At 65.0% G+C, this 26,750-nt stretch carries 22 protein-coding genes; 10 read left to right on the forward strand and 12 right to left on the reverse strand.

Annotation, left to right across the window (positions count from 1 at the left end; all coding sequences use genetic code 11):
- Window positions 1–38: 38 nt before the first annotated feature.
- The 5 genes from A5695_RS00725 to A5695_RS00750 form a co-directional block, all read right to left on the reverse strand.
- Entirely contained in the window at window positions 39–470 is a 432-nt protein-coding gene (locus A5695_RS00725; protein ID WP_067275569.1) for a cupin domain-containing protein, read from the reverse strand.
- 551 nt (window positions 471–1,021) lie between these two features.
- A complete protein-coding gene (locus A5695_RS00735; protein WP_068077068.1) occupies window positions 1,022–1,237 on the reverse strand; it encodes a hypothetical protein in 216 nt (71 codons plus the stop codon).
- Between the two features lie 127 nt (window positions 1,238–1,364).
- Window positions 1,365–1,724: a phosphoenolpyruvate carboxylase gene (locus A5695_RS00740; RefSeq protein WP_231974672.1), complete on the reverse strand. Its 360-nt coding sequence runs from the start codon at window positions 1,722–1,724 to the stop codon at window positions 1,365–1,367.
- A 354-nt stretch (window positions 1,725–2,078) separates the two neighbouring features.
- Window positions 2,079–2,390 carry a protein UsfY gene (gene usfY / locus A5695_RS00745; protein ID WP_067275576.1) on the reverse strand — a complete coding sequence of 104 codons (312 nt, stop codon included), beginning with the start codon at window positions 2,388–2,390 and terminating at the stop codon, window positions 2,079–2,081.
- A gap of 115 nt (window positions 2,391–2,505) precedes the next feature.
- On the reverse strand, window positions 2,506–2,886 hold the full coding sequence (locus A5695_RS00750) for a phage holin family protein (protein WP_067824197.1): 381 nt from the start codon (window positions 2,884–2,886) through the stop codon (window positions 2,506–2,508).
- Window positions 2,887–3,343: 457 nt separating this feature from the next.
- Between A5695_RS00750 and A5695_RS00755 the strand changes: the two genes are divergently transcribed.
- The 10 genes from A5695_RS00755 (at window position 3,344) to lpdA (ending at window position 21,722) form a co-directional block, all read left to right on the forward strand.
- Window positions 3,344–6,142 carry a LuxR family transcriptional regulator gene (locus tag A5695_RS00755; RefSeq protein ID WP_068077070.1) on the forward strand — a complete coding sequence of 933 codons (2,799 nt, stop codon included), beginning with the start codon at window positions 3,344–3,346 and terminating at the stop codon, window positions 6,140–6,142.
- A gap of 91 nt (window positions 6,143–6,233) precedes the next feature.
- Complete coding sequence (locus tag A5695_RS00760; RefSeq protein WP_068077078.1) at window positions 6,234–9,041, forward strand: LuxR family transcriptional regulator; 2,808 nt, start codon at window positions 6,234–6,236, stop codon at window positions 9,039–9,041.
- A gap of 63 nt (window positions 9,042–9,104) precedes the next feature.
- Window positions 9,105–11,909: an AAA family ATPase gene (locus A5695_RS00765; RefSeq protein ID WP_156749378.1), complete on the forward strand. Its 2,805-nt coding sequence runs from the start codon at window positions 9,105–9,107 to the stop codon at window positions 11,907–11,909.
- A gap of 188 nt (window positions 11,910–12,097) precedes the next feature.
- Entirely contained in the window at window positions 12,098–13,204 is a 1,107-nt protein-coding gene (locus A5695_RS00770) for an alpha/beta fold hydrolase (protein ID WP_082945763.1), read from the forward strand.
- A gap of 1,015 nt (window positions 13,205–14,219) precedes the next feature.
- Window positions 14,220–16,499 carry a LuxR C-terminal-related transcriptional regulator gene (locus A5695_RS00775; RefSeq protein WP_068077084.1) on the forward strand — a complete coding sequence of 760 codons (2,280 nt, stop codon included), beginning with the start codon at window positions 14,220–14,222 and terminating at the stop codon, window positions 16,497–16,499.
- Window positions 16,500–16,826: 327 nt separating this feature from the next.
- Window positions 16,827–17,357 carry a YkgB family protein gene (locus A5695_RS00780; protein ID WP_067309102.1) on the forward strand — a complete coding sequence of 177 codons (531 nt, stop codon included), beginning with the start codon at window positions 16,827–16,829 and terminating at the stop codon, window positions 17,355–17,357.
- A 157-nt stretch (window positions 17,358–17,514) separates the two neighbouring features.
- Window positions 17,515–17,859 carry a hypothetical protein gene (locus A5695_RS00785; protein ID WP_156749380.1) on the forward strand — a complete coding sequence of 115 codons (345 nt, stop codon included), beginning with the start codon at window positions 17,515–17,517 and terminating at the stop codon, window positions 17,857–17,859.
- 265 nt (window positions 17,860–18,124) lie between these two features.
- Entirely contained in the window at window positions 18,125–18,502 is a 378-nt protein-coding gene (locus tag A5695_RS00790; protein ID WP_231974673.1) for a tryptophanase, read from the forward strand.
- 119 nt (window positions 18,503–18,621) lie between these two features.
- A complete protein-coding gene (locus A5695_RS00795; RefSeq protein WP_068077088.1) occupies window positions 18,622–19,863 on the forward strand; it encodes a thiolase family protein in 1,242 nt (413 codons plus the stop codon).
- A 449-nt stretch (window positions 19,864–20,312) separates the two neighbouring features.
- Window positions 20,313–21,722 carry a dihydrolipoyl dehydrogenase gene (gene lpdA / locus A5695_RS00800; protein WP_068077090.1) on the forward strand — a complete coding sequence of 470 codons (1,410 nt, stop codon included), beginning with the start codon at window positions 20,313–20,315 and terminating at the stop codon, window positions 21,720–21,722.
- 192 nt (window positions 21,723–21,914) lie between these two features.
- Here lpdA and A5695_RS27020 read toward each other — a convergent pair whose 3' ends face one another.
- The 7 genes from A5695_RS27020 to A5695_RS00830 all read right to left on the reverse strand — a co-directional run bounded on the left by A5695_RS27020 (window position 21,915) and on the right by A5695_RS00830 (window position 26,663).
- Complete coding sequence (locus tag A5695_RS27020; protein ID WP_082945764.1) at window positions 21,915–22,322, reverse strand: four-helix bundle copper-binding protein; 408 nt, start codon at window positions 22,320–22,322, stop codon at window positions 21,915–21,917.
- A 108-nt stretch (window positions 22,323–22,430) separates the two neighbouring features.
- On the reverse strand, window positions 22,431–22,934 hold the full coding sequence (locus tag A5695_RS00805) for a DUF421 domain-containing protein (RefSeq protein WP_068077092.1): 504 nt from the start codon (window positions 22,932–22,934) through the stop codon (window positions 22,431–22,433).
- Between the two features lie 34 nt (window positions 22,935–22,968).
- A complete protein-coding gene (locus A5695_RS00810) occupies window positions 22,969–23,397 on the reverse strand; it encodes a Rid family hydrolase (RefSeq protein ID WP_068077094.1) in 429 nt (142 codons plus the stop codon).
- 231 nt (window positions 23,398–23,628) lie between these two features.
- Complete coding sequence (locus A5695_RS28865) at window positions 23,629–23,901, reverse strand: DUF6510 family protein (protein WP_068077096.1); 273 nt, start codon at window positions 23,899–23,901, stop codon at window positions 23,629–23,631.
- A complete protein-coding gene (locus tag A5695_RS00820; RefSeq protein ID WP_369830141.1) occupies window positions 23,898–24,611 on the reverse strand; it encodes a ferredoxin reductase in 714 nt (237 codons plus the stop codon). Before A5695_RS00820 ends, A5695_RS28865 begins: the two co-directional genes overlap by 4 nt.
- Window positions 24,612–24,667: 56 nt before the next feature.
- Window positions 24,668–25,267 (reverse strand): sulfite oxidase-like oxidoreductase, encoded by a 600-nt coding sequence (locus A5695_RS00825; protein WP_068077100.1) that lies wholly within the window; start codon window positions 25,265–25,267, stop codon window positions 24,668–24,670.
- 28 nt (window positions 25,268–25,295) lie between these two features.
- Window positions 25,296–26,663 (reverse strand): NAD(P)/FAD-dependent oxidoreductase, encoded by a 1,368-nt coding sequence (locus A5695_RS00830; protein WP_068077102.1) that lies wholly within the window; start codon window positions 26,661–26,663, stop codon window positions 25,296–25,298.
- Window positions 26,664–26,750: the final 87 nt, after the last annotated feature.

Genomic DNA, 26,750 nt, shown 5'->3' on the forward strand with positions numbered 1-26,750 from the left:
CATTCCAAACGGTTTCATGGCGGTTCGCCCCGGCAAGCTCATTCTGCGTTGTCGTCGGTCGTGAGCGGTCCGTCTCCGGTGTCTAACAGGAAAACTGCTAGCAATTCGGCGGGTTCGGTGGCACTGGCGTTTTCACTGATGGTGTGGTGCGCGCCGGGAGCTTCACGCCACGTCTCACCGGCGTGATAGACGCGAGCAGGCTCGCCCTCGACTTGGCTGCGGATCGCCCCGGAGATGACGTAGGCCATGATGAACGCCGATTTCGCGTGGTGGTGCGCTCCGCTTTTGGCTCCGGGCGGGTAGCTGACGGTCACTGCTTGCAGTGATTTGCCCGGGACATTGGTAGGTTGGTTGAAAACTGTTCGGACAACCGGTTTTTGATCCAAGTTCTCCGGATCCGGCTCGGCCTGGGCCCCGGGTGCGAGCGTCATAGCGATTGTCAGCGCGGCAAGTGCTGCTTTCAGAAACATCTTGGCTGCCTCCCTTTTTCGTCTTTCGCTACACGCAAGATCGTGTTGCCAGTGACGCGCTTGCCGGTACGGGTTTTGGTTGTCGGGGAAGCCCCGGGCTCGGGCTGTACGCTGACGAGCTCAAGGCCGAGATCACGGACCCGGTCGAGAAGCCCGTAAAGCTGTGATTGGTCGCGGATTTCACCTGTGAACATGCTTTCGTGCACACCGGACTGGAGGCGCATCCCTTCTAAAGCGGACCCGAGGCGCTCCGTCAGGCGGCCTCGAATGCAGATTCGATACATCGTCGACCGCACTTAGCCTCCGCTCGTCAGCTCCTGCCTAAGGCTTCACTGACGGTGGGTGAGTCGTCATCACCCGGCGGGCCGATTCACCCGGGTGAGCGCGGAGACGCCATGGCCGGCGTCTGTGAACGGCTGCCAACGGCCGGACCTGAAGCACGGGCCGGAGCCGATTCCTGGCGCGCCCGGCACTCAGCGAATCTGGTCGTGCACGTTGTTGTGTGTGCCCCGGCATGACGGGCCATGCCTGTCGGCGCCACTCCTGAGCCGCTAGCCACGGTGCAGCCAGCCGGCCGTGCGTCCTCGCGCCACCGCTCGGCGGCGCCGGCTGTCGGCGAGGGCGATCAACCTCGCCGTGGCCACGGCTCCCGCGCAGCCCGCGGCGGTGACACCGAAATCGATTGGCTGACCGTCGATCAACGTGAGAACGGCGTAGTCACCGGAGACCACAGCAACGAACAGGAAAGCGTTGCGCAGGCGATTCACAACGCCAGCCACTCCGCCCCGATCGGACGCACAGCGAGGATGCTGCGCAGGTATCCAGTGGGACGTCCGCAGGTCGCACACACCGGGCTGGCGCCTCGTCGGGAAGCCATCTCTCGTTTGTCGTCCACTAGGTCGCCATCGCCCATCGGACCATCTCCAAGCAGACCTCACACAGCACCTCAACGAGGTCGCCGTCCGTGTTTAGCCCCACCTGGTCACATCCGTCGACAGCATGTATCTCGGCGACCGCTACTGCGGGCGCGCCGCATGTTTCGCCGCTCGACAGCCCCTGGGCAGTACAAATGGGCCGCAACGTGTTCAGCTGCTGCTCGATTCCGAGGGCGGCGTCCACCGCGTCATCTCCGCTCCGGTGCGCCCACCGTCGGGCAAGGGCGGCGGCGTCCCAGATTCGTTGCAGCAGCCGCGATGACCGGCCGGTACCCGGGCCGTATTCGGCAGGTGATCGTTGGGATGGGCGGCGCTTCATCTGGTCTTCTCCAATTCGTGGCTATGGAGTTCCGCGCGATCACGCAGCAGCGCGTCCCGTCATCGCGACCCGCTGCTCGCTGATGCGGCCCTTGGGGTCGGCATTTGGCCGATTCCACGTACGTCCGCTCGCGATCTGTCATGCGAGCATTTATCGACCCGGGACGAGCGGTCATCACCCGGTCGGCTCATTCACCCGGGCGATTTGATGAGTGCTGCTCGTGTCACGAGCGCACGCGAACTTCTTGACCCAAGACAGGGACGAGCTATTTGTGTTGTTGCGCAACATGACACAATGACGGCGGGATAGGACGCCCCTGCCCGTCAATGTCGCCGGGATGCTCGCAAGTGGTGATCAGCGTATGGGCGGAGGTCTACGACTCCCTGTGTGCGCAGCGTCCCACCGCGCATCGATGCGCGTGACGCGACGAAGCTCTATGGTGAGCCACAGCGTCGCGGCGACGGTGGCGAGAACGGCGACGAGCACCGAGGTGCAGAGCCATTCGTAGCGCCCATAGGCGGCTTCTGCTGCCGAGCTGATCAGCCCGCACGTGGCCACGGCCAGCAGAACCAAACCCGGCCAGAAGAAGTTGTCCTTCACGGCGATACCCGCGTGGGGTTGCGTGGTGCGGCAGTGATCCGTCGGATCATCATGCGTGTCTCCCATTAGCACTCCCCTTCGTCGTCTCGCCGGTGACCAACAATCCATCCATGGCGGACCCGCACGAAATGCCCGACCTCTATGCGGACCACCGGGGCGTGCGACCGCTTGGATGCGCGATTCAGGTCGAGCCTGCCCCGGCCCGGTTGCGCAGCTCGGGCAGCGTAATCGCCCCAATGGTGGTCACGAGCCACACCACCACCGTCGTCGCCAGCCAGGATGGCGCGCCATCGATGGTGAGCCCGTGCGTCAATTGCGAAGCGAGGGTCAACGCGACGATCGTCAATGCCAAGCCCGCGCCTCCAAGCAGCAATGACGCGTACTCGCGTGACATCTGCATGATCGAAAAGGACAGGCTTGCTTGCATTATGGTGAACGCCAGCACTCCGACGACATATCCCGGTATCGAGACCACGACTCCGGGAACAATCCACGCCGCAACCAGTAGTCCGATCCCCCACGATGTCAGGAGCACGCTGGCGAACCGCAGGATTTGCCTCATGCCGAGGTGTAGGTCGCCGAGCCGGGTCCGCCGCCCAATCCGATGTTGTTGCCGGCTGACTCAGCGCACATCGCTTAGTCCTTTCCCGAATCACCTACTGCTGGGGCGTGCTGCGTGTCTGGCATTCGCCCGGCCATTGGGGCGTAGGTCCTGCCGGAGTCAAGCTTGGGCGCCCTGCGGGTGAGCTGTCTTCACCCCGCGGCGTCAATCACCCGGGTGAGGAAATGACTAGGCTCCCCGAACGCGCACGCTGGGCAAATCGCCATTCGCGGTGCGGATTCGCGTGGGTGTCGGCGTCGCTGAGCGCACAGCATCGAGGGTGGGCACGTACGGCCCGATCGGTGTCCCGGCTACTCGCATACACTAACTACCAGCGCTAGCGGTTGCGAGAATCTGTGGACGACACGACTGAGAGGCCTACAGCCCGCCTACTGCACGTCGGGGGGCGCCGGTTCGCGTGAACATCGCAAGGCCATCGGGGAAGCTCCGCATACCGCCGATTCGGGGGCGGGCGGACGAGCTGAAGGAGATCGCCGAGCTGATCGCCGCGGTCACTCAGGGGCGCGGCGGCGTGCTAGTGATCGAGGGGCCGCCTGGCATCGGGAAGAGCCGATTGTTGACCGAGGTTTTGGCGTTGGCCGAAAAGGCCGGTGTTCGGGCGCTGTTCGGCGAGGCTTTCGAGTACCAGCAGGCGGTGCCATTTTTCTCACTGTTCATGGCGACCCTGCGTGCGGATCCTCCTGTCGGTGATGCGGAGGCGTTGCGCCGCCTGGGAACGTCGGCCGATCTCAGCTACTGGGTGGTGCGCGACCTGCAGGCCGCCATATACGCCGCCGCGTCCCGAACACCGTTGGCGATAGTTCTCGAGGACGTCCACTGGGCCGATAACGCGACCTTGCTGGCGTTGCGGTCGCTGGCCGCTACGCGGCCCGATGCCCCGGTGCTGTGGGTGCTTACCGCCCGGACCGGCGCCGGCGGGCCGGCGGTGCAAGAAACGCTGTCGGTGCTGCAACGCGCGAATGCCACATTTTTGCGATTGGGGGCCATGACGCCGGACTCGGTCGCCGAAATGGTCTGCGACGCGGTACGGGCGCCGGCGGATGAGTCCCTATTGAATCTAGCTGCCAAGGCGCACGGAAATCCGTTCCTGGTCAGCGAGCTTGTGCATGGCCTGGCCGAGGAAGATCGACTGGACGCAACCGGGGGGCGAGTCATGGCCACCGGAAATGCGCTGCCGCGACGGTTGGGCGTGGGTATGCAGCAGCGACTCGACCTGCTCTCCGACACTGCTTCGGAGGTGGTGCGGGTCGCCGGAGTGCTGCCGGACCGCTTTTCGGCAGGCCTGCTGGCCGCGATGCTGGACCGTCAGCCGGTCTCATTGCTCTCGGCGCTGGAGGAGGCGGTCCGCGCGGATCTGTTCGTCGAAGACGGTGAGCAGCTGAGGTTTAGGCACGACTTGTTGCGCGAGGCCACTCGCCAGTCATTGCCGCAATCGCTGCGGCGGGCGATGGAACGCCAGTCGGCGTCGGTCATGCTGAGTATCGGCGCGGCCCCAATCGAGGTGGCCACCCAGCTGGCACGCAGCGCCGAACCCGGAGATCGAGAGGCGATCGAGGCATTACGGCAAGCCGCGCAATCGGTCGGCCGCAGCGACGCGAGCGCGGCCGCGGACTTGACCAAGCGCGCGCTGGAGCTGTTGCCGGCCGAAGACGCTGAGCGTGGATCCCTGGTCGCGGAAACGGTGGAATGGCTCAACCGGGCCGGCCGCCATGGCGAGGCCGAAGAAATGGCCGTCGTGGCGCTCTCGGAGGCGGTCTCGCCCGAAGTTGAGGCCGAGATCCGCCTCCGGCTCCCGGCGCACACCAAACACAGCACCCAACGGCGGGCGGAGGAAAATCGCAGAGCGCTCGAGTTGGGCGACATCAGCGAGCTCACCCGTACACGGCATCTGGCGTGGCTGGCCTACAACCTTGTGCTGCAGGACAAGAGAGGGCAACAGCGCGCCGCAGCCGACGAGGCTGCCGCCGCCGCGACGGCCACCGGTGATCTCGAGGCCACAATCATGGCCGAGGTCACCCTCGCTTTGCTCGACATTGGCGAAGGGCACAGGGTCCGCGCTCTAGGCCGCCTCGAACAGCTTCATTCTCTCGGCTACACGAATGATGCGGCCTTGGCGCATCACTATGCGGCGATGTACTACGCCATCCTGCTGGCAGTGTTCGGGCGGTTGGACGACGCGGCGGGCCGGATTGCCGACGGCATTGGGCAGGCCCGCCGAGAAGGCAACGCGATGGTCCTCAATATGTGGACTGTCATTGGTGCGATCGTTCACCTCGCTGCGGGCCGGCTGTCGGCCGCACGCGATGCGGCTGAGTCCCTGCCGCCCCCACAGCCGACGGGCGTGAGCGAGCCGGACCTGCTCCGCATCGTGGTGATGGCCTCGGTGGGTGTGCACACGGATGACCGAAACGTGTTGCAGCAGATGGCCAATGACGCACAAAAAGCTTACTTCACCGGCTCACCTGCGATCCGTCGAGGAGCGGCGTATGTGCTCGCACTGGCGGCCTGGCAGCGCGACGACGTCCATGAAGCGGTGCGCTGGCTCGGCGGCGACATCGCCCTGCTCGGAACACCACTACAGGTCTATGCCTTCGATCGGCTGATCTTGAGTGCGCGGGTGGCCTCGGCCGCCGGCGACGCCGGCTTGCGCGCACGGGTCCTGCAGGCCACCGAGGTGCTGGAGTGCGAGCAGCCCACGGTCCAGCTGTTTTCAGGGGTTGCCGGATATGCCCGCGGCATACTAGGGCGTGACGCCACAGCATTGGTGGCTGCCGCGGAGTTGCTTCACTCGTCGGCGCGGCCGCTTCTTTACGCCGGCGCTGCCGAGGATGCCGGCGCCGAGCTGAGTCGCGCAGAGCGCGACCTTGAGGCCATCGACCACCTGAACGCGGCTTTCGACACTTACGTCGCGTGCGAAGCGGTTGCCGATGCCCGCCGGGTCGGCCGGATGTTGCGCCGACTAGGGGTGGAGCGCCGCATCGTCACGCACCCGAGGGCGGCAACGGGCTGGGACAGCCTCACCGATTCCGAACTCAGGGTCATCAACCTCATCGCACAGGGCGCGACCAACCGCTCAGTCGCGCAGCAATTGCATCTCTCCCCGCACACCGTGAAGACACACGTGCACAATGCCTTTGCCAAGCTGGGGATCACTTCCCGAGCCCAACTGAGCCAGCGCATGCGCAGCGCCGATTGATCGACAGCAAATCTCGTTGATGCCGTGCACGGCCTACAATGACGTGCACTGCAATGGCAGTCCGGTAATCAAACGCTAGACAGGACACCCGATGGGGCCTCCAGCCGGCCTATCCGACACCGGCGGCCAACGCCTGGTCACACCTCCGATTCGAGGACGGGCGGACGAGCTGAAAAAGATCGGCGCACTGGTTACCGCGGTGGCGCAGGGCCGCGGCGGCGTGCTGGTCATCGAAGGGCCACCCGGCATCGGAAAGAGTCGGTTGCTGACCGAGGTGTTAGTGCTGGCCGAGAAGTGGGGCGTGCGCGCGCTGTTCGGGGAGGCGTTCGAATACCAGCAGACGGTGCCGTTTTTCTCGCTGTTCATGGCCACCCTCAACGCCGATCCCCCGGTCGGAGACGCAGAGGCGTTGCGCCAGCTAGGTGGCTCGGCCGATCTGCGGTATTGGGTGGTGCACGATTTGGCCGACGCGATTAATGCCGCGGCCGCTCGGACCCCGCTGGCGATTCTGTTGGAGGACATCCACTGGGCCGACAACGGGACGCTGTTGGCGCTCCGGTCGCTCGCCACCGCGCGGCCGGATGCGTCGGTGTTGTGGGTATTGACTGCCCGCACCGGGGCGGGCGGCTTTGCGGTGCAAGAGACGTTGTCAGTGCTGCAACGCGCGGATGCCACATTTCTGCGAGTGGGGGCCATGACACCTGATGCGGTCGCCGACATGGTCCGAGACGCAGTGCGTGCGGAAGCCGATGTGTCACTGCTGAATCTGGCCGCCAAGGCGCATGGGAACCCGTTCTTGGTCAGCGAGCTTGTCGGCGGCCTGGATGAGGAGAACCGACTGAACGTCAGGGGCGGCCGAGCGGTGGCCACCGGACACGGGCTGCCTCGCCGTCTGGGAGTCGGCATGCAGCAGCGACTGGATCTGCTCTCCGGTAGTGCGTCGGAGGTGGTGCGGGTGGCGGCGGTCCTGCCGGACCGGTTCTCGGCCGAGCTCTTGGCAGCGATGCTAGACCGGCCACCGACGTCGTTGCTCTCGGCGCTGGAGGAGGCGGTGCGCTCGGATTTATTGGTCGAAGACGGTGAGCGCCTCAGGTTTCGGCACGACCTGCTGCGCGAGGCCACCCGGCAGTCGTTGCCGCAGTCCTTGCGGCGGGCGATGGAGCGTCAGTCGGCATCGGCCATGCTTGGCCTGGGGGCCGCCCCGGCCGAGGTGGCTACCCAGCTGGCGCGCAGCGCCGAGCCGGGAGATCGAGAGGCGATTGACGCACTGCGCCAGGCCGCGCAAGCGGTTGGCCGCGGCGATGCCAGCGCGGCCGCGGACTTGAGCAAGCGCGCACTGCAACTACTGCCCGCCGGCGACACCGAATATGGATCGCTGGTCGCGGAAACGGTGGGGTGGCTCAACCGGGCCAGCCGCTACGGCGAGGCCGAAGAATTGGCCGACTCGGCGCTCGCGGAGGCGGCATCGCCGGAAGTAGAGGCCGAGATCCGTCTGCGGCTCCCGGTGCACACCAAGCACACCGACCAGCGGCGGGTGGAAGAGAATCGACGGGCGCTTGAGTTGAGCGGCATCAGCGAGGTTACCCGGGTCCGGCATCTGGCCTGGCTGGCGTACAACCTGATATTCGACGAAGGCGGCCAACGGCGCGCGGCCGCCGACGAGGCGGCCGCAGCCGCGAAAGTCACCGGTGATATCGAGGCCACGATCATGGCCGGCCTCACCCACGCTTTGCTCGATGCTGGTGAGGGGTACGCGTCCCGCGCACTACGCCGTTTCGAAGAGCTCCGCCCGCTTGCTTACACGAATGAAACAGCGTTGGCGCATGCCTATGCCGGGATGTACAACGCAAACCTCCTGGCAGTCGTCGGCCGGTTGGACGACGCGACGGCCCGCATCGCCGACGGAACAGAGCAAGCCCGCCGGGAAGGCAACGCGATGGCTCTCGCCATGTGGGCCGTCTTTAGCGGGCTTGTCCACCTCGCCGCGGGCCGGCTGTCAGCCGCTCGCGATGCGACGGAGCGCCTTCCGCCGCCCCAGCCGACGGGGGCAACCGAGCACGACGTACTTCGCATGGTGATCCTCGCCGAGGTGGCGGCACACACCGATGACCGAAACTTACTGCAGCAGATGGTAAATGACGCCCGTGCCGCCCACTCCACGGGCTCCGCCGGCATACGTCGAGGGTCGGCGTATGTGCTCGCGCGGGCGGCGTGGCAGCGGGACGATGTTCATGACGCAATGCGCTGGCTCGGCGACGTCATCCTGCTGGCGACGCCGTTTTTTCCCCATGCGTTGGTTCGGTTGGTCCTGGGTGCGAAGGTGGCCTCGGCCGCCGGTGACGCCGGCTTGCGCGCGCGGGTTCTGCAGGCCACCGAAGTGCTGGAACGTGAACGGCCCGCGCTGCCGCTGTTCGCGGCGGTGGCCGCCTATGCCCGTGGCATCCTCGAACACGATGCCCAAACCTTGGTGGCCGTTGCGGAGTCGCTTCGCGGGTTTCCGCGGCCGCTGCTGTACGCCAGTGCTGCCGAGGACGCCGGCGGCGAGCTGGCTCGCGCACGGCGCGACGCCGAGGCGATCGACCAACTGAACGCGGCGTTCGACACCTACATCGAGTGTGAGGCGATTGCCGATGCCCGCCGGGTCGGCCGCACATTGCGCCGATTAGGCGTGGAACGGCGCATCGTGGCTCACCCGCGGTCAAAAACCGGCTGGGACAGCCTCACCGATTCCGAACTCAAGATCATCAACCTCATCGCACAGGGCGCGACCAACCGCGACGTCGCCACGCAGCTACATCTCTCCCCCCACACCGTGAAAACCCACGTACACAACGCTTTCGCCAAGTTGGGCATCACTTCCCGTTCCCAACTGGCGAAGCTCATGCGCGACCCTGGGTGACGTGCACACCTAGAATGGTGTGCACTGCAGTGGCAGTCCGGTAGATGGAAGACAGGGATTCCCGTGGGGTCTTCAACCGGCCTATTTGATGTCGGCGGCCAACGCTTGATCACCCCGCCGATTCGAGGGCGGGCAGACGAGCTGAAAACGGTTGGCGCGCGGGTCAATGCGGTGACCCGGGGGCGCGGGGGTGTGCTCGTCATCGAGGGCCCACCGGGCATCGGCAAGAGCCGGTTGCTCACCGAGGTCTTGTTGCTTGCCGAGAAGGCCGGTGTTCGGGCACTGTTCGGTGAGGCGTTCGAATATCAGCAGACGGTGCCGTTTTTCTCGCTGTTCATGGCAACCCTGCGCGCGGAGCCCCCGGTCGGTGATGCGGAGGCGTTGCGTCGCTTGGGCACCTCGGCGGATCTCCGCTACTGGGTGGTCCACGATTTGGCCGAAGCCATTCATGCGGCGGCCGCGAAAACGCCGCTGGTCATCGTCCTGGAGGACATTCACTGGGCCGACAGCGCCACTCTGTTGGCGCTGCGGTCGCTGGCCGCGATGCGGCCCGAGGTCGCTGTGTTGTGGGTATTGACGGCCCGCACCGGGGCCAGTCGGCCGGCGGTGCAGCAGACGTTGTCGGTGCTGCAACGCGCGAATGCCACATTCTTGCGATTAGGGGCCATGACGCCGGATGCGGTCGCCGACATGGTTCAAGACGCGGTGCGGGCGCGGGCGGATGCGTCGCTGCTGAATCTGGCCGCCAAGGCGCACGGGAACCCGTTTTTGGTCAGCGAGCTTGTCGGGGGGCTCGGCGAGGAGGGCAGGCTCAATCTCTCCGGCGGGCGCGCGATGGTCACCGGACAGGGGTTGCCGCGGCGGCTGGGCGCCGGTATGCAGCAGCGACTTGACCTGCTCTCCAACGGCGCCTCGGAAGTGGTGCGGGTGGCCGCGGTGCTGCCCGACCGGTTCTCGGCTGGCTTGCTGGCCGCGATGCTGGAACGCTCACCCGCCTCGTTGCTGTCGGCGCTCGAGGAGGCGGTGCGCGCGGATCTTTTCATCGAAGACGGCGAGCGGTTGAGGTTTCGGCACGAATTGCTGCGCGAGGCCACCCGCCAGTCGTTGCCGCAGTCCCTGCGGCGGGCCATGGAGCGCCAAGCCGCCTCGGTCATGCTCGGGATGGGCGCGGCCCCCGCCGAGGTCGCCACCCAGCTGGCACGCAGCGCCGAACCCGGAGACCGCGAGGCGATCGACGCCCTGCGCCTAGCCGCCCAATCGGTCGGCCGCGGCGATGCCAGCGGGGCCGCGGACTTGAGCAAGCGCGCACTAGAGCTACTGCCCGCCAACGACGCTGAGCGCGGCCCACTGGTCGCCGAAACGGTGGAGTTACTGAATCGAGCGGCCCGTTATGACGAGGCTCAGGCGCTTGCCGACAGCGCGCTCGCAACGCAGCTGTCCCAAGACGACGAAGCCGAGATTCGGCTGGGCATCGCCGCGGGCACCGAGGATCCGGCGCAACGCATTGCCGAGTTACGTCGCGCGCTGCAGTTGGTCGGCATCAACGACATCATCAGGGCGCGCCATCAGGCATGGGTGGCCTACTTCGAGGTGGTCAACGGCCTGCATGCGGACGCTTCGGCCGCGGAAGCGGCCGCGGCCGAAGCCGCCGCGACCGGTGATGTGGAAGCCCGGATCGTCAGCGCTACCGCGCTTGCCCTGAACGACTACCAGGACGGTTATGCGGTGCGCGCACTTCGGCGCATGGACGAGGTCGATGTACTGACGCGCGGGGGCAAGGCAACGCTTGGCGGCATATATGCCGCCAAGCGGCGCGCAGGCCTGATTGTTTGCGTGGGCAGCTTGGAGGAGGCCAGCGTGCAGGTCGCCGAGGGCACCGAGAAGGCCCGTCGCGAACGCAACGCGATGGCGCTTCCCGGCTGGACCCATCTCGGCGGGATGGTTCATGCGGCGGCGGGTCGCTTGGCCGCGGCGCGCGACACCATCGAGGCGCTGCCTCGGCGTGAATGGGCCAACGGTACCGAGGTCAACATTGAGCGCATTCTTGTTCTGGCTGAGGTCGCGACGCGAACAGGCGACCGAAAGCTATTGCAAGACTTGGTGTCTGAGTCGACAGCCCTGTATTCCAGCACCTCGCCCTTGCTGTCCGGCGGCGCGGCTTATGTGGTGGCCCTTGCCGCGTGGGACCGCGGCGACGTTGGCGACGCGGCGCGCTGGCTCGGGGGCAAGAACGCGCGTGTCATCACACCGCTGTGGCCTAACGTGTTCGATCAGCTGACGCTGACAGCGCGGGTGGCTTCGGCAGCCGGGGACGCCGGGCTGCGCGCGCGAGTGCTGCAGAGCATCGAGGTGCTGGAACGCGAGCGGCCCGGTGTGGCGTTGTTCGCGGCGGTCGCCCAGCAGGCCCGCGGAATCCTGGAACGTGACGCCGATGCGCTTTTGGAGGCTGCCGGCGCGCTTAGTACGCGGCGTCCGCTTCTCCACGCCGGTGCCCTCGAAGACGCCGCTGGTGAACTCGTGCGCGCCGGACGCGATGCGGAGGCGATCGAGGGCCTCAACAAGGCGTTCGACACCTTTGTGCAATGCGAAGCGGTTGCAGATGCCCGTCGGGTCGGCCGCGAGTTGCGCCGATTAGGCGTGGAACGGCGCATCGTCGCCCAGCCGCGGGCGAAAAGGGGCTGGGACAGCCTCACCGACTCCGAGCTTACGGTAGTCAACCTCATCGCCCAGGGCGCGACCAACCGCTCCGTCGCGCAGCAACTGCATCTTTCCCCGCATACGGTGAAGACACACGTGCACAACGCGTTTGCCAAATTGGGAATTGCCTCCCGTGGCGAGTTGGCGCAGCTGATGCGCGGCTCCGATTGACCGGCGCCAAAATACGGGACCGCCTAGTACTGCATCCATCCGGGCCTAAACATCAACCTTCGGGCGATGGTTTTGCGCTGGCCGCACGACGACCGTAGTAGTCGACCCTGATCACGTACTCCGCCGGCCCGGCAGTCCAGCTAGGCCAGACACCGTGCCGGTGAGCACACAAGCGAAAGACCGAGACAATGTTGAACACGACGCTTGGAGTGCAGCAACGGTCCCACACGCAGGCAACGCGGCGCGGCCGGAGGCGAACGCTGGGCACACGCCGATCACTGGCCTGCAACCGCACGGTTACCACGAGCGATGGCGTCTCGCTGTCCGTTCGGGACTGGGGATCTCACGCCGCCGGCCATACGGTCGTGCTCCTTCATGGTTTTTGCCTGAACAAAGAGTCCTGGAATATCCAGATGACGCAGCTAATTCGCCTCTGGGGCAACAACATCCGGATCATCAGTTACGATCATCGCGGCCACGGCGACTCCGGCGATGCGCCAATGCACACGTACCGGATCGACCGACTCGCTGACGACCTAGCCGAGCTGCTGGTGGCGCTTCGCGTTACAGGCCCTCTCACCCTGGCGGGACACTCGATGGGCGGCATGACAGCCTTGGCCTATCTACGCCGGCCAGCCAGCTCGCGTCCCGTTGAGCCGGAAAGCCTCGTTCTCGTCGCGACCGCCGCGGGGAGCCTCGGTTCACACGGCCTCGGTCGGCTGCTGAACACCCCGGCGACAAGCATGATCTACAACCTCGTACACCGCATGCCGCGCGCGGGGACCGATCAGGTTGTTCAATTGCTCGCCCGTCCGGTGTGCGCGGCACTGACCAGGCACGGCGGATACGGTGAATCCGCACCGAAATCGTTGGTGGCTATGTCCGCGGCCGCCGTCAACGCGACCCCGTCGGCGACCAAAGTCGGCTTCCTGCTCGGTCTGAGGGAGTACGACTGCTCTCAGACCCTGAGCTCCATCACGGCCAAGACAACCATCATCAGCGGAGGAGCGGACAAGCTCACGCCGATGTGGCATGCCCGCAAGTTGGCCGACGGTATCCCGGCGGCGACTCTCATTCACCGGCACGCCGCCGGGCACACGCTCTTGCATGAAGTCCCGCAGGTGGTCACCGAAGCGATCAGCTCCAGCGTCGCCGCCGACTATCACCATTCCAGGGCCGATGAAGCAGGCGCATGCGCGGCGTCAGACCCGCCGCCAGACGATGACTTTCCTATGAGCCATGCCACTTCGGCGCGTAATACATCACCCGTGGCAGGTGAGGAGCGAGTGTCGTGACCCGGTTGGTCCGGTTCCCCTTTGCGCACACGATTCACCGGGGATTACGCGATCCTCATGCTGACCGTTCGGCGGGCTGGGGCTGCGGCAAGCGCGTCTCAGCCCGCCGACCACCATGCAAAGTACCCAACATCACGACCCGCCGCGGCCGGCCGATCGCATCGCCGCAGTTGTTCGCCGCACGGATCGCCCTGAAGAACGAGAACCATTTCCCAGCAATGACTTTGATCGCGTCAGGCCTTCGTCTCACAGAGTTGCTCGGATGTCCCAACATCGCTGTCTCGAATGGGGTTCTTCGTCCGTCTGCACGCACACTTAGGCCGACGGGGTCGGGCGTGATTCACCTTCATGCGGCGGTCGGATTGACAGGGCTGTCAAATATCGAAGCCACTAAAAATACACCGACCCGGTTCTAAACATCACCCGCTGGGCGATGGTGACCGCGCTCCCCCGCTGCCAACGTAGTCAGTGGACTCTTGGAACGCCGTGACCGCGGCCGCTCAACCAGGAAGTGGCGCCGAGAGCAAACGACACAGCGGAATCGAGAAAACGATGATGAGCACAGTGTTGGGGATGCTGATGATGTTGCCAGTCGTATTCGGCGTCGGTGGATACGTGTTGGTTACCCGACGACCATGAGCACCCCGGCGCTCTCACGGCGTTTCATGTTGAGACCTCGGTCACCCCATGTCGCGACACGGAGTCATCGCATCGATGCGAGAAGAGGGAAATTGCGGTGAGCGGACACAGCATTAGCGTGGCTCGCGAGAAAACCGTTGAGCCGGTGGTGGGACGAGGGCCCGCCGGCCCAAACGGCCACCGGCGACGCACGCCAGAGGTCATCACCGGGAACGCATCTGACTCAACGGGTTCACGGCTACTGCCCGTCACGACGAGCCTGGCCGCCCCCGCCGGGACAAACTGGGATACCGAGACGCGAGCGCCCACTCCGGAGGCATCAACACCGAGTTTTCCACCCGGGCTGGTGGATTCAACGCATTCGCGGAGTTCGGACATGACTGGGTCAGCTAACGACAGCGACAACGGGGTCGGAGAAGCCGCCGCCGCCCGCACGATTCTGCTCGGCACCAAACTGCACGTCCCGGCCATTGCGGCCAAGCTCGTTCACCGCACCGCCTTGCTCGACGCACTGTCGGCGGGGCGCCGCTGCAAGCTGACCCTACTGAGCGCGCCGGCGGGATGGGGCAAGACGACATTGCTGGCGCAGTGGGCCCTGGCTGCGGGTGAGGACAGGCGATTTGGCTGGCTGTCACTCGATCCCGCTGACAGCGACCCAGTATGGTTTTGGATGTACGTGGTCGCCGCGCTGCAGAAGACCAATCCCGGGGTGGGGATTCGCGCGGTCGAACTCCTCGCGTTGGGCGCCGACCCAGTGCAGGTGGTTCTGCCTACGCTGCTGAATGATCTGGACACGATCGAAAGCCCGACGGCGCTCATCCTCGATGACTACCACTTGGTGGCAAATCGAGCAGTCCATGAACAGCTTGCGTTCTTTATCAGCCGGATGCCGGCGAATCTGCACTTGGTATTGGCCACCCGATCGGATCCGGCGTTGCCGTTGGCTCGACTCAGGGCGAGCGGTGAGCTTGCTGAGATCCGCACCGACGATTTGCGGTTCGGCGCTATCGAGGCGACCCATCTGATGAATGACGTGCTCGGACTGGACTTAGACCACGCAGATATTCAACTGTTGCACCAACGCACCGAGGGTTGGGCTGCCGGCCTCTACCTCGCCGCTCTCTCGCTTGCCGGTCGCGCTGATGCCGCCGCGTTCATCCGGACGTTCGCCGGCGACAATCGCCATATCGTCGACTACTTGATGGCCGAGGTGCTCGACGGTCAGCCACTCCAGCTGCGCAGCTTTCTGTTACGCACGTCGATCTTGGGACGGCTCAGCGCTGCGCTGTGCGATGCGTTGCTGCAAACGTCTGGCTCAGCATTGGTGTTGGAGCAGATCGAACGTGAAAACCTGTTTCTGGTGCCACTGGACAGCTCGCGTCACTGGTATCGCTACCACCAGCTGTTCGGAGAGTTGCTGCGCACCGAACTGCGTCGCAGCGAGCCCGACCTCGTCGCCGATCTGCACCGACGAGCCGCAACCTGGTTCGAGAGCGAGGGCCTCATCGACGAGGCGGTCCGCCACCTGGTCGCCGGCGGTGATATCGCGCGAAGCGCAGACCTGATCGCCGCGGACTGGGTCGACGAATTCAACGGGGGCGGCGTCTCGACCGTCTCGGGCATGCTTGATCTGCTGCCCGAAGAAACCGTTCGACAGGATCCGAGGCTGAGCGTGGCCCGCGCGTGGATCGCCCTCAGCGTTGGTGAACTCGACGGCGCGGCCCAGTGGATCCGGACCATTGAAGGCCGACAGCCGGCCGACGGCGCGGATGACAGCGCTGTCTGCGCTCAGGTCGTCGTGTTGCGCGCGATTCACTCGCTGAAGACGGCGGACGTCGGCGCGGCGCTGGACACCGCTCGGCGGGCTATCACCCTCGATCTCGCCGAAGGACCGCTGGGCCAATCCAGCGCCTACTGCATATATGGAGCCGCGCTGTACTTCTCTGGCAGCACCCGTGAGGCGCAAGCCGCCTTCCGGCGGGCCGCACACCTGGCCGAGAAGGTGGGCGATCGTCGCGTCCGCACATACGCGTTGGGCCATTTGGCACTGATTTCAGCCGAAGATGGCCAGCTGGCGGACGCCGAACGTCAGATCCGCCGGGCCTCTGGCAGCGCCCGGGACCTGGCGGATCCGGAACACCTCGTCGACGTGATGGTGTCTCTCGCCACGGCCAAACTCCTCCGGGTGCGCGGTGACGCGGCTGCAGCACTCGCCGCCGCCGACATGGCCGTCATGTCCGCGCGCCAAGGAGGAGCAATCCCCGAGGTGATCAAGGCGCTGTCGATCAAAGCGGAGATCATCGAGCATCTCGGCGACCGCGAGACCACCAGGGCAATCCTCGAGGAGGTCGGCACACTGGTGGGCGATTGCACGGACACCGGCATCGCCTCGACACTGCTGGCTCCGGCAGAGCGGAGGGCGGGCGTCGCGGTGACGTCGCGCCATGAGCGGTGCCCGGTCACTGAGGAGCTGACGCCCAAAGAGTTCGAGGTTCTTCGCCTGCTCGCAACCCGGTTGTCGCGACGTGAAATCGGCGAGCGGCTATACGTCTCGCTCAATACCGTGAAGACCCACCAGCGCGCCATCTACCGCAAGCTCGGCGTCGAGCAACGCAGCACGGCGGTCGGCCGGGCGCGAGAACTCGGCCTGCTGTAATCCGCCTTCCCGCCCCAAACCGGACCGGCCGGCCGGCCGGCCGACCGGGAATCATCTCATCCGAGAACGCCTCCAGTGATCACCTCGGCGAGCCGACGGATGATGCACCCGTGCGATCGAAGAGAATCCGTGCCGCAGGAGGTTTCCTCGTCGGCGTCTCACCCGGGTGAATCGTGCGCGCGGATGAAGACAGCTCGCCCACTGTGCAGAGATAGTGGTCACTGATAACCGCCTGGATCAACGTCTCGACCAACTGCGCCGCCAACCAAGGCGGTCAGTTCGGCACCGGCCATGCGGTGAAACGACACAGTCAGGACGGGAGACCGCATGTCACACAATGAGGCCACCACCACGTTGACCGGCGGCCGGGCAAGGCTTCGAGCGATTCACATGGCGCCCGTGGCCGCACGATACGGTCTGGTGATAGTCCTGGCCTGGTTCGGCGCCATGAAGTTCACTTACTATGAATCCCACGGTATTTCACATTGGGTGGCCAATAGCCCGCTCCTGAGTTGGGTGTACGAAATCATGTCCATCGACGCCTTTGGTCGCTTGAACGGATCAATAGAATTGATCACCGCAGCATTGCTTGCCGTCAAGCCGTGGTTCCCGAAGGCGTCCGTGGTGGGCGGCCTATTCGCCTCACTGTTCTTCGTGATCACGCTGAGTTTCATGATCACCACCCCCGGAGTCGGCGAGGCGTCTGCTGGCGGCTTTCCCGTTTTGTCCGCCGACGGGGAATTCTTGATGAAGGACATTGCGCTCATCGGCTTGGCGCTGTGGCTGCTTGCGGACTCGATCGACGCGACCCGCGGACAGGCGGAGCCGGTCAAACGGACTGACACATTCTGCGGATGAGGTTGCCGCTCACTCGGTGTTACCGCTGGCGACTGTACCGGTAAAAGCCGAATCCAGGGCGTGATTAACGATGGGTGAGGGTGTCGTATTGACGGGCGCGTGCGCACTAGTGAGCGTCGCGGCGCGCGGGACGCGTCCGACGGGCAGCGCGTCGATCATGGTCACCGCGAAGGTGTTAGCCGAGATCGATCTTCTGATCGCCAAGTGTTGCGTCGATATCATTGGGGCCACCCCCTCCGGCTCCCGGTTCGCTCAACGCAGGTATGAGATGGTCACGGCCCCGATCCGATTGGATACGATCAGCGGTGATCCGACGGTGGTTATCCGCTACACCGGTATCGCCGAACGCACTGAGCTCGCGGTGTCCCTGCGGTTCGAGGCCGAAGACCGATTCACACAGCGCACCTTGACATTTCATCATGATTTCGCAGGGGTCTGCCTCACCGCACAATCACCAGTGGTCACCAGACGAATGCCGCTGCGCCGGTTCCGTTCCGTCTGAGCGCATCGCACGAATCACCCGGGCGAGCAGAAAGCTGGGTGATGACGATTCACCCCGCGTGCGGACATGCTTATCGAAGAGCAGATGTCGCCGGGTTCATGGCCACACAGCGGGGCGCAGCCTAGGCCCACGTAGGTGGCGACTGGACCGGAAGCATAGCCAAAAACGAGTCGTCCAGCCGCCGCCGGCGGAGCCCGGGAAGGAAACCACCACGTGGGCACAGGTTTTGAGACCAAAGAGACTATCGCCCCAGGTGGTTTCTGACATGAAACGTGCCCTGGCCCGATTGGCGTCGTCGACGACTCTTCACCCGGCGAGCTGCATTTCGCGTGCGCAATCGCGTCCCACGAATTCCGGGCCGACCATCTCCGATGAAGACATGGCGTGGCTACTGGCCGATGCGGTGACGTCGGGTCTGACCGGCTACGAACGCACGCTTGTCTTCGTCGAGTTGGGATGCGGGGAAGGCTATCTCGCGATCAAGCGCATCCTCACCACGCTCTTGTCAAACCCGACCCCGTTGCCGGTATCGATATTCTCGAAGCTGGCGGTCTGGCTGAATAGCTACGCCGGCAACCCAGAGGAATCACAACTGCGCATGATGCTTGACGTCATTCGACTGCAGCAGTTCAAGGCGGTTTAGGTGGTGTGCGTCAGAATCGCCTCGAATAATCTCGGGAAGCGTGGCCGGGTGAGCCGGCGGGATGGCTCACCTCACCCACACGAGGCCTTGCGGACCCGATGCATTCGAAAAGTACGACGATGACTGAGGCCTATGTGTTGGGGGGTGTACGGACCCCGTTCACCCGCTATGGCGGCACGCTGTCGGGTATTCGGGCCGACGACCTGCTGGGCATGACGATGAAGGGCGCGTGTGACCGGCTGGGTGTGCCGCTCGATGCCGTCGAGGACATCGTGGCGGGGTGCGTGAACCCGGCTCACGAGGGCATGGGCGACATCGCCCGCTGGGCGGCGTTGGCCGCGGGGTTTCCTGACACCGCGGCCGGGGCCACCGTGAACAGATTTTGCGGATCATCGCTCAGCGCGGCGGTGACGATCAGCCATGCGATCAAGGCCGGCGACCTCGGGCTAGGTATCGCCTGTGGCGTCGAGTCGATGTCGCGGTCGGGGTGGGCGTTGATGAAGGGCGAAGCCGCGTTCAGCCCCCGAGGTCCGGTTGTCATGCTCGACACCATGTGGAGCGGTGCTGGAGGACCGCCCAATGCGGTACTACTGGCCCGCAACGCTTACATCAGCATGATCGAGACCGCGCAAAATGTCGCCGACCGCTACTCGCTGAACCGCGAGGAGATCGACGCCTTTGCGCTGCGATCCCAGCGACGCGCCAAGGCCGCTCGTGATCGAGGTCGACTGGCCAAAGAGATTATGCCCGTAATGATCCCAGCGACAAAGAAGGCGCCTTCCCGCCTAGCAGAACATGACGAGTTCATCCGCGATGACACCACCGCTGAGGTGCTGGCGGCTTTACCGGCCCAGCCCGGAACGACTCAAATGACCGCGGCCAACTCCTCGCCTTTGAGTGATGGCGCCAGTGCCGTCGTCATCGCTTCCGGAGAGCGAGCCAGCGAACTCGGCATCGAGCCGTCAGCCCGAGTGATATCGAGCGCGGTCTATGGCATCGATCCCCTCATTATGGGGGTGGCCCCCGCATGGGCGATTCCGGCCGCGATCCGCCGGGCCGGGCTTGTCCCCGAGCAGATCGACGTGTGGGAGGTGCATGAGGCGTTCAGCGCCCAGGCACTCGGCGTGTTGCGGGAATTACCAAACCAGCTGGACGGTTTCGTGGTTCCCGATGACAAGTTGACACCCAATGGTGGCGCGGTGGCGATCGGACACCCCTTCGGGGCTACCGGAGCTCGCTATCTGCTGACGTTGGCGATCGAATTGGCTGAAAGAGGCGCCCGTTACGGGGTGATTGGGGTCTGCATTGGCTCGGGCCAGGGAGTGGCGGTGGTCTTGGAAAGCGTTGCCGCCGCGGAGTAACAACGCGCGAACGACCGAACGGCCGCGCCCGCCGGTCACCCTCACCCGGGTGAATCGGTGACGAGGGCGATGACATCTCGCCCGGCTCGGCGACACTCTGGTCGATAAAGAGTTGCGGATGCTTCTACGCAGGTCGCGGCTCTCGGGCAAGCCGCCGTGTCTCACCGATGGTTCGCACTGACACCGCGGCCACACCGCAAGCATGTCGGACGAAAAAGAAGGGGCACTAACCGGTGAACCCCAGAACAGCACTGCGACTTTGCGATAGAGCGTTGCCGCGCCATCGTCTCACCAGTCGGGTCGCGCGCAATGTGATCGTCATCGAACACTTCATGACGGTTCTAGCCAATTGATTGGGATGAACAGCCGAATCGGATGCTGATGTGCCTGCGAAGGTTTCGGCGCCGGCGACCGACGATCTACTCATTACCCAAGGAAGGCGCCCCACGATGAGTGCACCAGTACCCCTGGAATATGACCTGGTGGTCGTCGGCGCCGGCTCGGGCGGATATGTCGCTGGCATCCGGGCGGCCCAACTCGGCTTGACCGTCGCCATCATCGAAGAACGCTACTGGGGCGGGGTCTGCCTCAACACCGGCTGCGTTCCGTCAAAAGCCTTGCTGCGCAACGCCGAGATTGCCTCCATCCTGAAGCACCAGGCAGACCAGTTCGGCATCCGCGGCGACATCCACTTCGACTACGCCCGTGCCGTGTCGCGCAGCCGCGAAGTCGCCGACGCCAGGGTGCGCGGCGTGCACTTCCTCATGCGCAAAAACAAGATCACCGAAATCGACGGGCGCGCCCGCTTCACCGGGTCCCACACACTCGACGTCGAGCTCCGTAACGGCGGCACCAGCACCCTCCGCTTCGACAACGCCATCATCGCCACTGGCTCACGAGTGCGGACGCTGCCCGGGATCACCCTGAGCGAGAATATCGTGACCTACGAACAGCAGATTCTTGACGCGACGATACCCGAGTCCATCATCATCATCGGCGCCGGCGGAATCGGCATGGAATTCGCCTACATCCTCGACAGTTACGGCGTCGACGTCCAAATTCTCGAGTACGCCGACCGCGCACTCCCCAACGAAGACGCCGACGTCTCCAAGGAACTGACCCGCCAGTACCGGCGCCGCGGCATTCCCATTCACACAAACACTCGGGTGGACTCGGTGATCGACCAAGGCGACCGCGTCACCGTCACCCACACCGACGGCAACGGCCACACCACCTCGGTCGACGCCGCCCGCGCGTTCATCTGCATCGGATTCTGCCCGAACGTGGAAAACCTCGGCCTCGACAGGCTCAGCGTGCACCTCACCACGAGCGGGGCAATCGACATCGACGACTACATGCGCACCTCGGCTCCCCACATCTTCGCGATCGGCGACGTCACCGCCAAAGTGCAACTGGCCCATGTCGCTTCGGCCCAGGGCATCGTCGCCGCCGAGACCATCGCCGGCGCGCCGACCATGCCCTTGGACTACCGCATGATGCCACGCGTGACGTTCTGCCAACCCCAAGTTGCCAGCTTCGGTTACACCGAAGACCAGGCCCGCGCCACCGGCCGCGATATTCGCGTAGCCACGTTTCCGATGCAGGCCAGCGCAAAGGCGCACGGCCTCGGCGAACGGGCCGGCTTCATCAAACTCATCGCCGACGCCGCGCACGGCGAGCTACTCGGAGCCCACCTCGTGGGTGCCGAAGTCAGCGAGCTACTGCCCGAGCTCACCGCAGCGCAGCTCTGGGACCTGACCGCCACCGAGCTGGCCCGCAACGTGCACACCCATCCCACGCTGGGCGAGGGACTGCAGGAGTGCTTCCATGCGCTCACCGGACACGCCATCAATCTATGACGCCGACACCGAGTGGCGCGCGCATGCCGCGCCGCCCCCGCGGACGCCACCGGTTGCGCGGCCGCACTCGACGCCCAGCGCTGGATCAACGAGTCACAGCCGTCCACGCCAATCAAGCGACGAGCCCGACCGTGACCTTGCCAGCGAGCATGCTGGACGTCGCCCGCAACATCCGTTGAGCCCGAGGGCCAGTCACCCCAACGAGGCGAGAAGCTCGCGGCACGCTTGTTCGCATCGGCGGCACACGTAGGCGCAGACGCGGCAGTGCTCATGATGCGCCGAATGCAGATCACATTCGTCGCCGCAGGCCTTACAGGTAACCGCGCATGCCTCCAGCACCGCGCGGGTGACGTTGGCATCGTATGCCGTATGACGAGACACTACACGGCTCGTCGTCACGCAAATGTCTGCGCAGTCGAGGTTTGTGCGAATGCATTTCGTGAGGTGCCCGACCCCTTCATCGTTAAGGTCGGCGTCGGCGCACGCCGTGCAGGCCTGAGCGCACTCTATGCAGGCTTCTATACATCTGATCAGTTTGGCGCTATCGATACGACCAAGCCCCCCGGGGTAGGTCGCCAGCATGTTGCTCACGGTGCTCATTGAATCGCTCCTCCTAATCTGTCCTGAACTGCCCTCGTCCGCGGCGTTGCCAGCGGAATGCGCTGCAGCGAAACGCGCTTCGTTGGCCTTTGTTGTGAGCGGTCCGGCTCAGCCCGCCGGCGCCCCCTTTTCATCCGTCAACAAAATCGAGATTGCGCCTTTGGCTTCGAAGATCGCCAGGTGAATACGATCGGAGCTTTCGTGTCCATGCTGTCGTAGCACAGCCTCGAGATCGGCGGTGGTTAGCCCGCAGCGACGCAGGTTGCGCCGGTCGACGTGCCCATTGCGGATCAGCACTTTGAGAGGCGGATCGATGATCCGTCGAATCGCGGGAATGAAGCGCAATCTCGCAAGAACAGCGTGGGCGACGAGAAGACTGATCAGCGCCGAGGTTGCGTTTAGCCACGAGCTATCGCTGGCGGTTGCCGCCCGACCGACGATGGCTCCGGCCGCCACCGCAGCGATCCAGTCGAACGGCGCGAATTCGGCGAGGGTACGGCGCTCCATGAAACGAAACAGGATCGCAGCCGTGAGGAATAGCGCCGAGGCTTTGACGGCCGCATCGACCGCTCCGGGCGGGTCGCCAATCAGGGAATGAAATATTCGGTTCACCCGTGCCTCCGGCCTCGCGACCGAGCGCAGATGTCTACTTCCCGCCCGATTCCACGATCGCGACGACCTCGATCTCGACACGCTGGCCGGGCAATGCGAGCGCCTCGACGCCTAGCGCGGTCCACAGCGGCATCCTTTCGCCGGATCGCTTGCGGAACTGGTCCACCATCGCCGACATATGTTCAGCGCCAATGGAATCAGGCGTCGTGGGAACGTGGTAGGAGTGGACGTTCACGATGTCGCGCCAGCTGGCGCCGGCCTCAGCGAGGGTCTTTGCGACGTTGTCGCAGGCCTGGGCTATCTCCTCCTCCAGGGATATCACCGACATGGCGAAGTCCGCGTCCCAGCCTCCTTGGCCGGAGATCTCGATGCGATCCCCGACGCGTAGAGCTTGGCGGTAGTGGTTGCGGGTACGGGCTATCTCGCCGTACCCGGGGGTGTCGAAGAACTCGAGTTTAGCCATGAATTGGCCTCCTCTCGTCGATTGTTGCGGCCGAGGTCGTTGCGATTGCTCTGCCTGTCCGAGTAGCACGGTCGGTGCGGGGCCCACAACTCAGATCCAACGACCACTATCCCTGCGCGTGGGGTGAGGTGTCCTCATCCGGCTGGGTAATTCACCCGGGTGGAGACCGGCGTATGCCGTCGACGCTGCCCTCAGGACGCTGCAATTCTTCCGACCCCGACCCCGACCCCATCAGGGGGCTGGGATCGGGACACGCCAGGACCGGGCACCGCGGAAGTCGAGCCACACTTCGGTGGGCGTTCGCACCAGGCGGGCCAGAACGTCTCCGCAACATGGACAACGCACCACGATGCCGGGTCCGCGGTGATAGACGTGACATTCGGCGAAGGCCCTGGCGCAACCGCATTTCCCGCAAGTCAACGTGGCGGTGGTGACATCGAATCCCACCACTTCTGCGAAGACGCCCGCGGCCGCGTTACCGTCGACGTGCGTGGGTTCGGTCATCGCTCCTCGCTTTCGGGTTGGTTGCTCGGACCGAACCGCTCGGTCCTTATCGCCGAGGGCGGATGCCCTTGCTCGATCAGCTTCGCCGTGACTGACTCAACGAATCCTGTTGGACCGCAGACGTAGACGCGGGTACCGTCGACGGGCGCCCAGTCCGTCGATGCGAGGTCAGCGGCACGGACCCGCCCGGGCGGCCGGGCGTTCTGCGGCGCGGCAACGCGGGTATAGATCAGCGCAACCTGCAACCAGCCGCATTCGCGCCCAAGCCGGCCCAGCTCTTGGGCGTAGTACACGTCATCGGGACTGCGCACCGAGTAGACCAGCCGAAAGTCGGCGCCGCCCGCCACCACCCGCTGTCGAAGCATGGCCATCAACGGCACGATTCCCGATCCGCCGCCGACGAGCAGGACCCGATCCTCGTCGTCAGGCCGCCAGACGAACCAGCCGCCGATGGGTCCTCGAAGTTCGACCTCGTCCCCGGCAACAAGCCCGGCGAGGTAGGGCGAGACTTCCCCGTCGGGAATCTGCTGCACGGTGAGCTCGATGCGCTCACCGTCGGGTGGCTTGCTCAGCGAATAGCTCCGTTGCGCGCTGTACCCGTCTGCGGCGGTCAGCTTGAGATCAATGTGCTGGCCCGACAAGTGGCCACCCCAGCCCGGCACGGTCAGCCCGATCGTTTGCGCCGACCCGGTCTCGGGTACAGAGTCCACCACACGCGCGACCCGCCACCGCAATTTCGGCCTTACGTGACCCTCCACCGCCGTCGTCAATCCCCGGCGTAGCGTTGTTCTTGCCACGGGTCGCCGTAGTTGTGGTAGCCCAACCCCTCCCAGAATCCCGGGATGTCGCTGTCGCGCAACTCAATGGATCTCACCCACTTCGCGGACTTCCAGAAGTACAGGTGCGGCACCAGCAGCCGTGCCGGGCCGCCGTGCACCGCGCTAAGCGGTGCCCCCTGGTAGGAGTACACGATCCAAGCCTTCCCACCGAGAAGGTCGCCCACCGGAAGATTGGTGGTGTACCCGCCGTAGGAGCCGACCAGTGCGAATCCGGCGGTGGTGTCGATCGATTCGAAGAGCGTGTCCAGGGAGACGCCTTCCCACTCGGTATCTAGCTTGGACCATGTGGTGACGCAGTGAATGTCCACGCTTAGTCGCTCGCTGGGCATGAGCTTGAGCTCGGCCCAGGTCCACGAGTGTTCAGCGCCGCGCTCGTCGCGAATGGTGAATCGCCAGTCATCAAGATCGATCCGCGGGGTCGGTCCCGCTTGCAGCACAGGGAAGTCCGCGGTCACATGCTGCCCCGGCGGGAGCTCACGCGCCGACTCACCGCGTCGTCCGCGAAAGCCCTTGTTGACGATGGTCATTGCTGTTCGCAACGCTGGTTGCCGAATATCATTCGGCGCCTGCGGCCTTCGGTAGTTGGACGACTTCGCCGGCCGTGAACTCGGCGTCGGTGCCCGGATCGAATCCCATCGACAACACGGTCCGGGGAAAGAAGACGTCGGTGAGGTACGCCAGTGCGACTGCCCAGCGGTTGACGAGGCGGGGAATCGCGTAGAGGTGGTAGGCGCGGGTGACAAACTTTGCGGCATAGCCCGATAGGTGCACGCCCAGCGGGTTGGCGACGGCGTAGCGCGGACCCAGGTCGACCACCAGGCCCTGATCGCTGTGGCGGTAGTTCTTCCGCTCGCCGTAGCCGAGACTTGCGGCGACGTTGCGGGCCAACGCCTTACCTTGCCGACTCGCGTGCTGGGCGGTGGGCGGGGCGATCTTGCCCGGCTGGGTCAGGTCCGGGACCGCGGCGGCGTCGCCCGCGGCAAAGACCTCTGGATGACCTGGTACCTGCAAGTCGGCTTGCACTTTCAGCCGGCCCCGTTCCGTCTTCAAGCCCAGCGTGGCGATCAGCGGTGACGGGGTCACGCCGGCCACCCACGCCACGGTGTAAGTGTCGATGCGTGAATCATCACTGAGGACAACATGATCGGCGTGAACCTCCTTGAGGGTCGTGCCCAGCCGCACGTCGACTCCGCGAGAGCGCAGCACACGCATCGCCGCGTCGCCGAGTTTGTGCCCCAGCTCGGGCATGACGCGGTCCGCCAAGTCGAGCAGCACGAACCGCACAGAGGCCCGATCGAAGCCCATTTGCTTCGCCGCCGCATCGGCGAGCGCGCGCAGCTGCGCCGTCAATTCGGAACCGGAATACGACGCACCGACAACGACAATCGTGCGGCGCGCTGCGGCGCGTGCCTCGTTTTCGTCGACCTGAGCCAGTTCCAACTGCTCGATCACGCGATCACGAAGATACAGCGCCTCGGCCGTCGACTTCAGGCCGTGCGCGTATCTGGCCAAACCGGGCGTATCGAAAAGCCGGGTCACCGAGCCCGGTGTTAAGACCAGCCGATCCCACGACAGCGTCCCTCGCCGACCCTCGGGATCGGTGAACGACAGCAGACGCCGATCGAAGTCAACGCTGTCGACCGCTCCACGCACCGCCCGCATGCCCGTCAGTGTTCCGGCCAACGGGACACAGACAAACCGGGGGTCGACCAGCCCACCGGCGACATCCGCCAGCAACGGCGTGTACTGCAGATAATCGACCGGCGAAACGATGGTCACCCTCACATCCGAGGCGCGCGCCTTGTCCAGTCGTCGGGCCAGTCGGCGCGCGCACTCGAATCCGGCGAACCCGCTGCCGACGATCACAACGGAGGTGGTCGGTTCTGCATTCTGCGGTTGACGGCGAGCCGAGGCCGGCTTCATATCTCTTCTCCTGTTTGGCATCTGGGTGGCGACGACGTGGCGTCGGTGATCGATCGCACGCGACATCCAGCACGAGCATCGCGCGAC

It is taken from the genome of Mycobacterium sp. E1747 (genome assembly GCF_001667775.1).
GTDB lineage: Bacteria > Actinomycetota > Actinomycetes > Mycobacteriales > Mycobacteriaceae > Mycobacterium.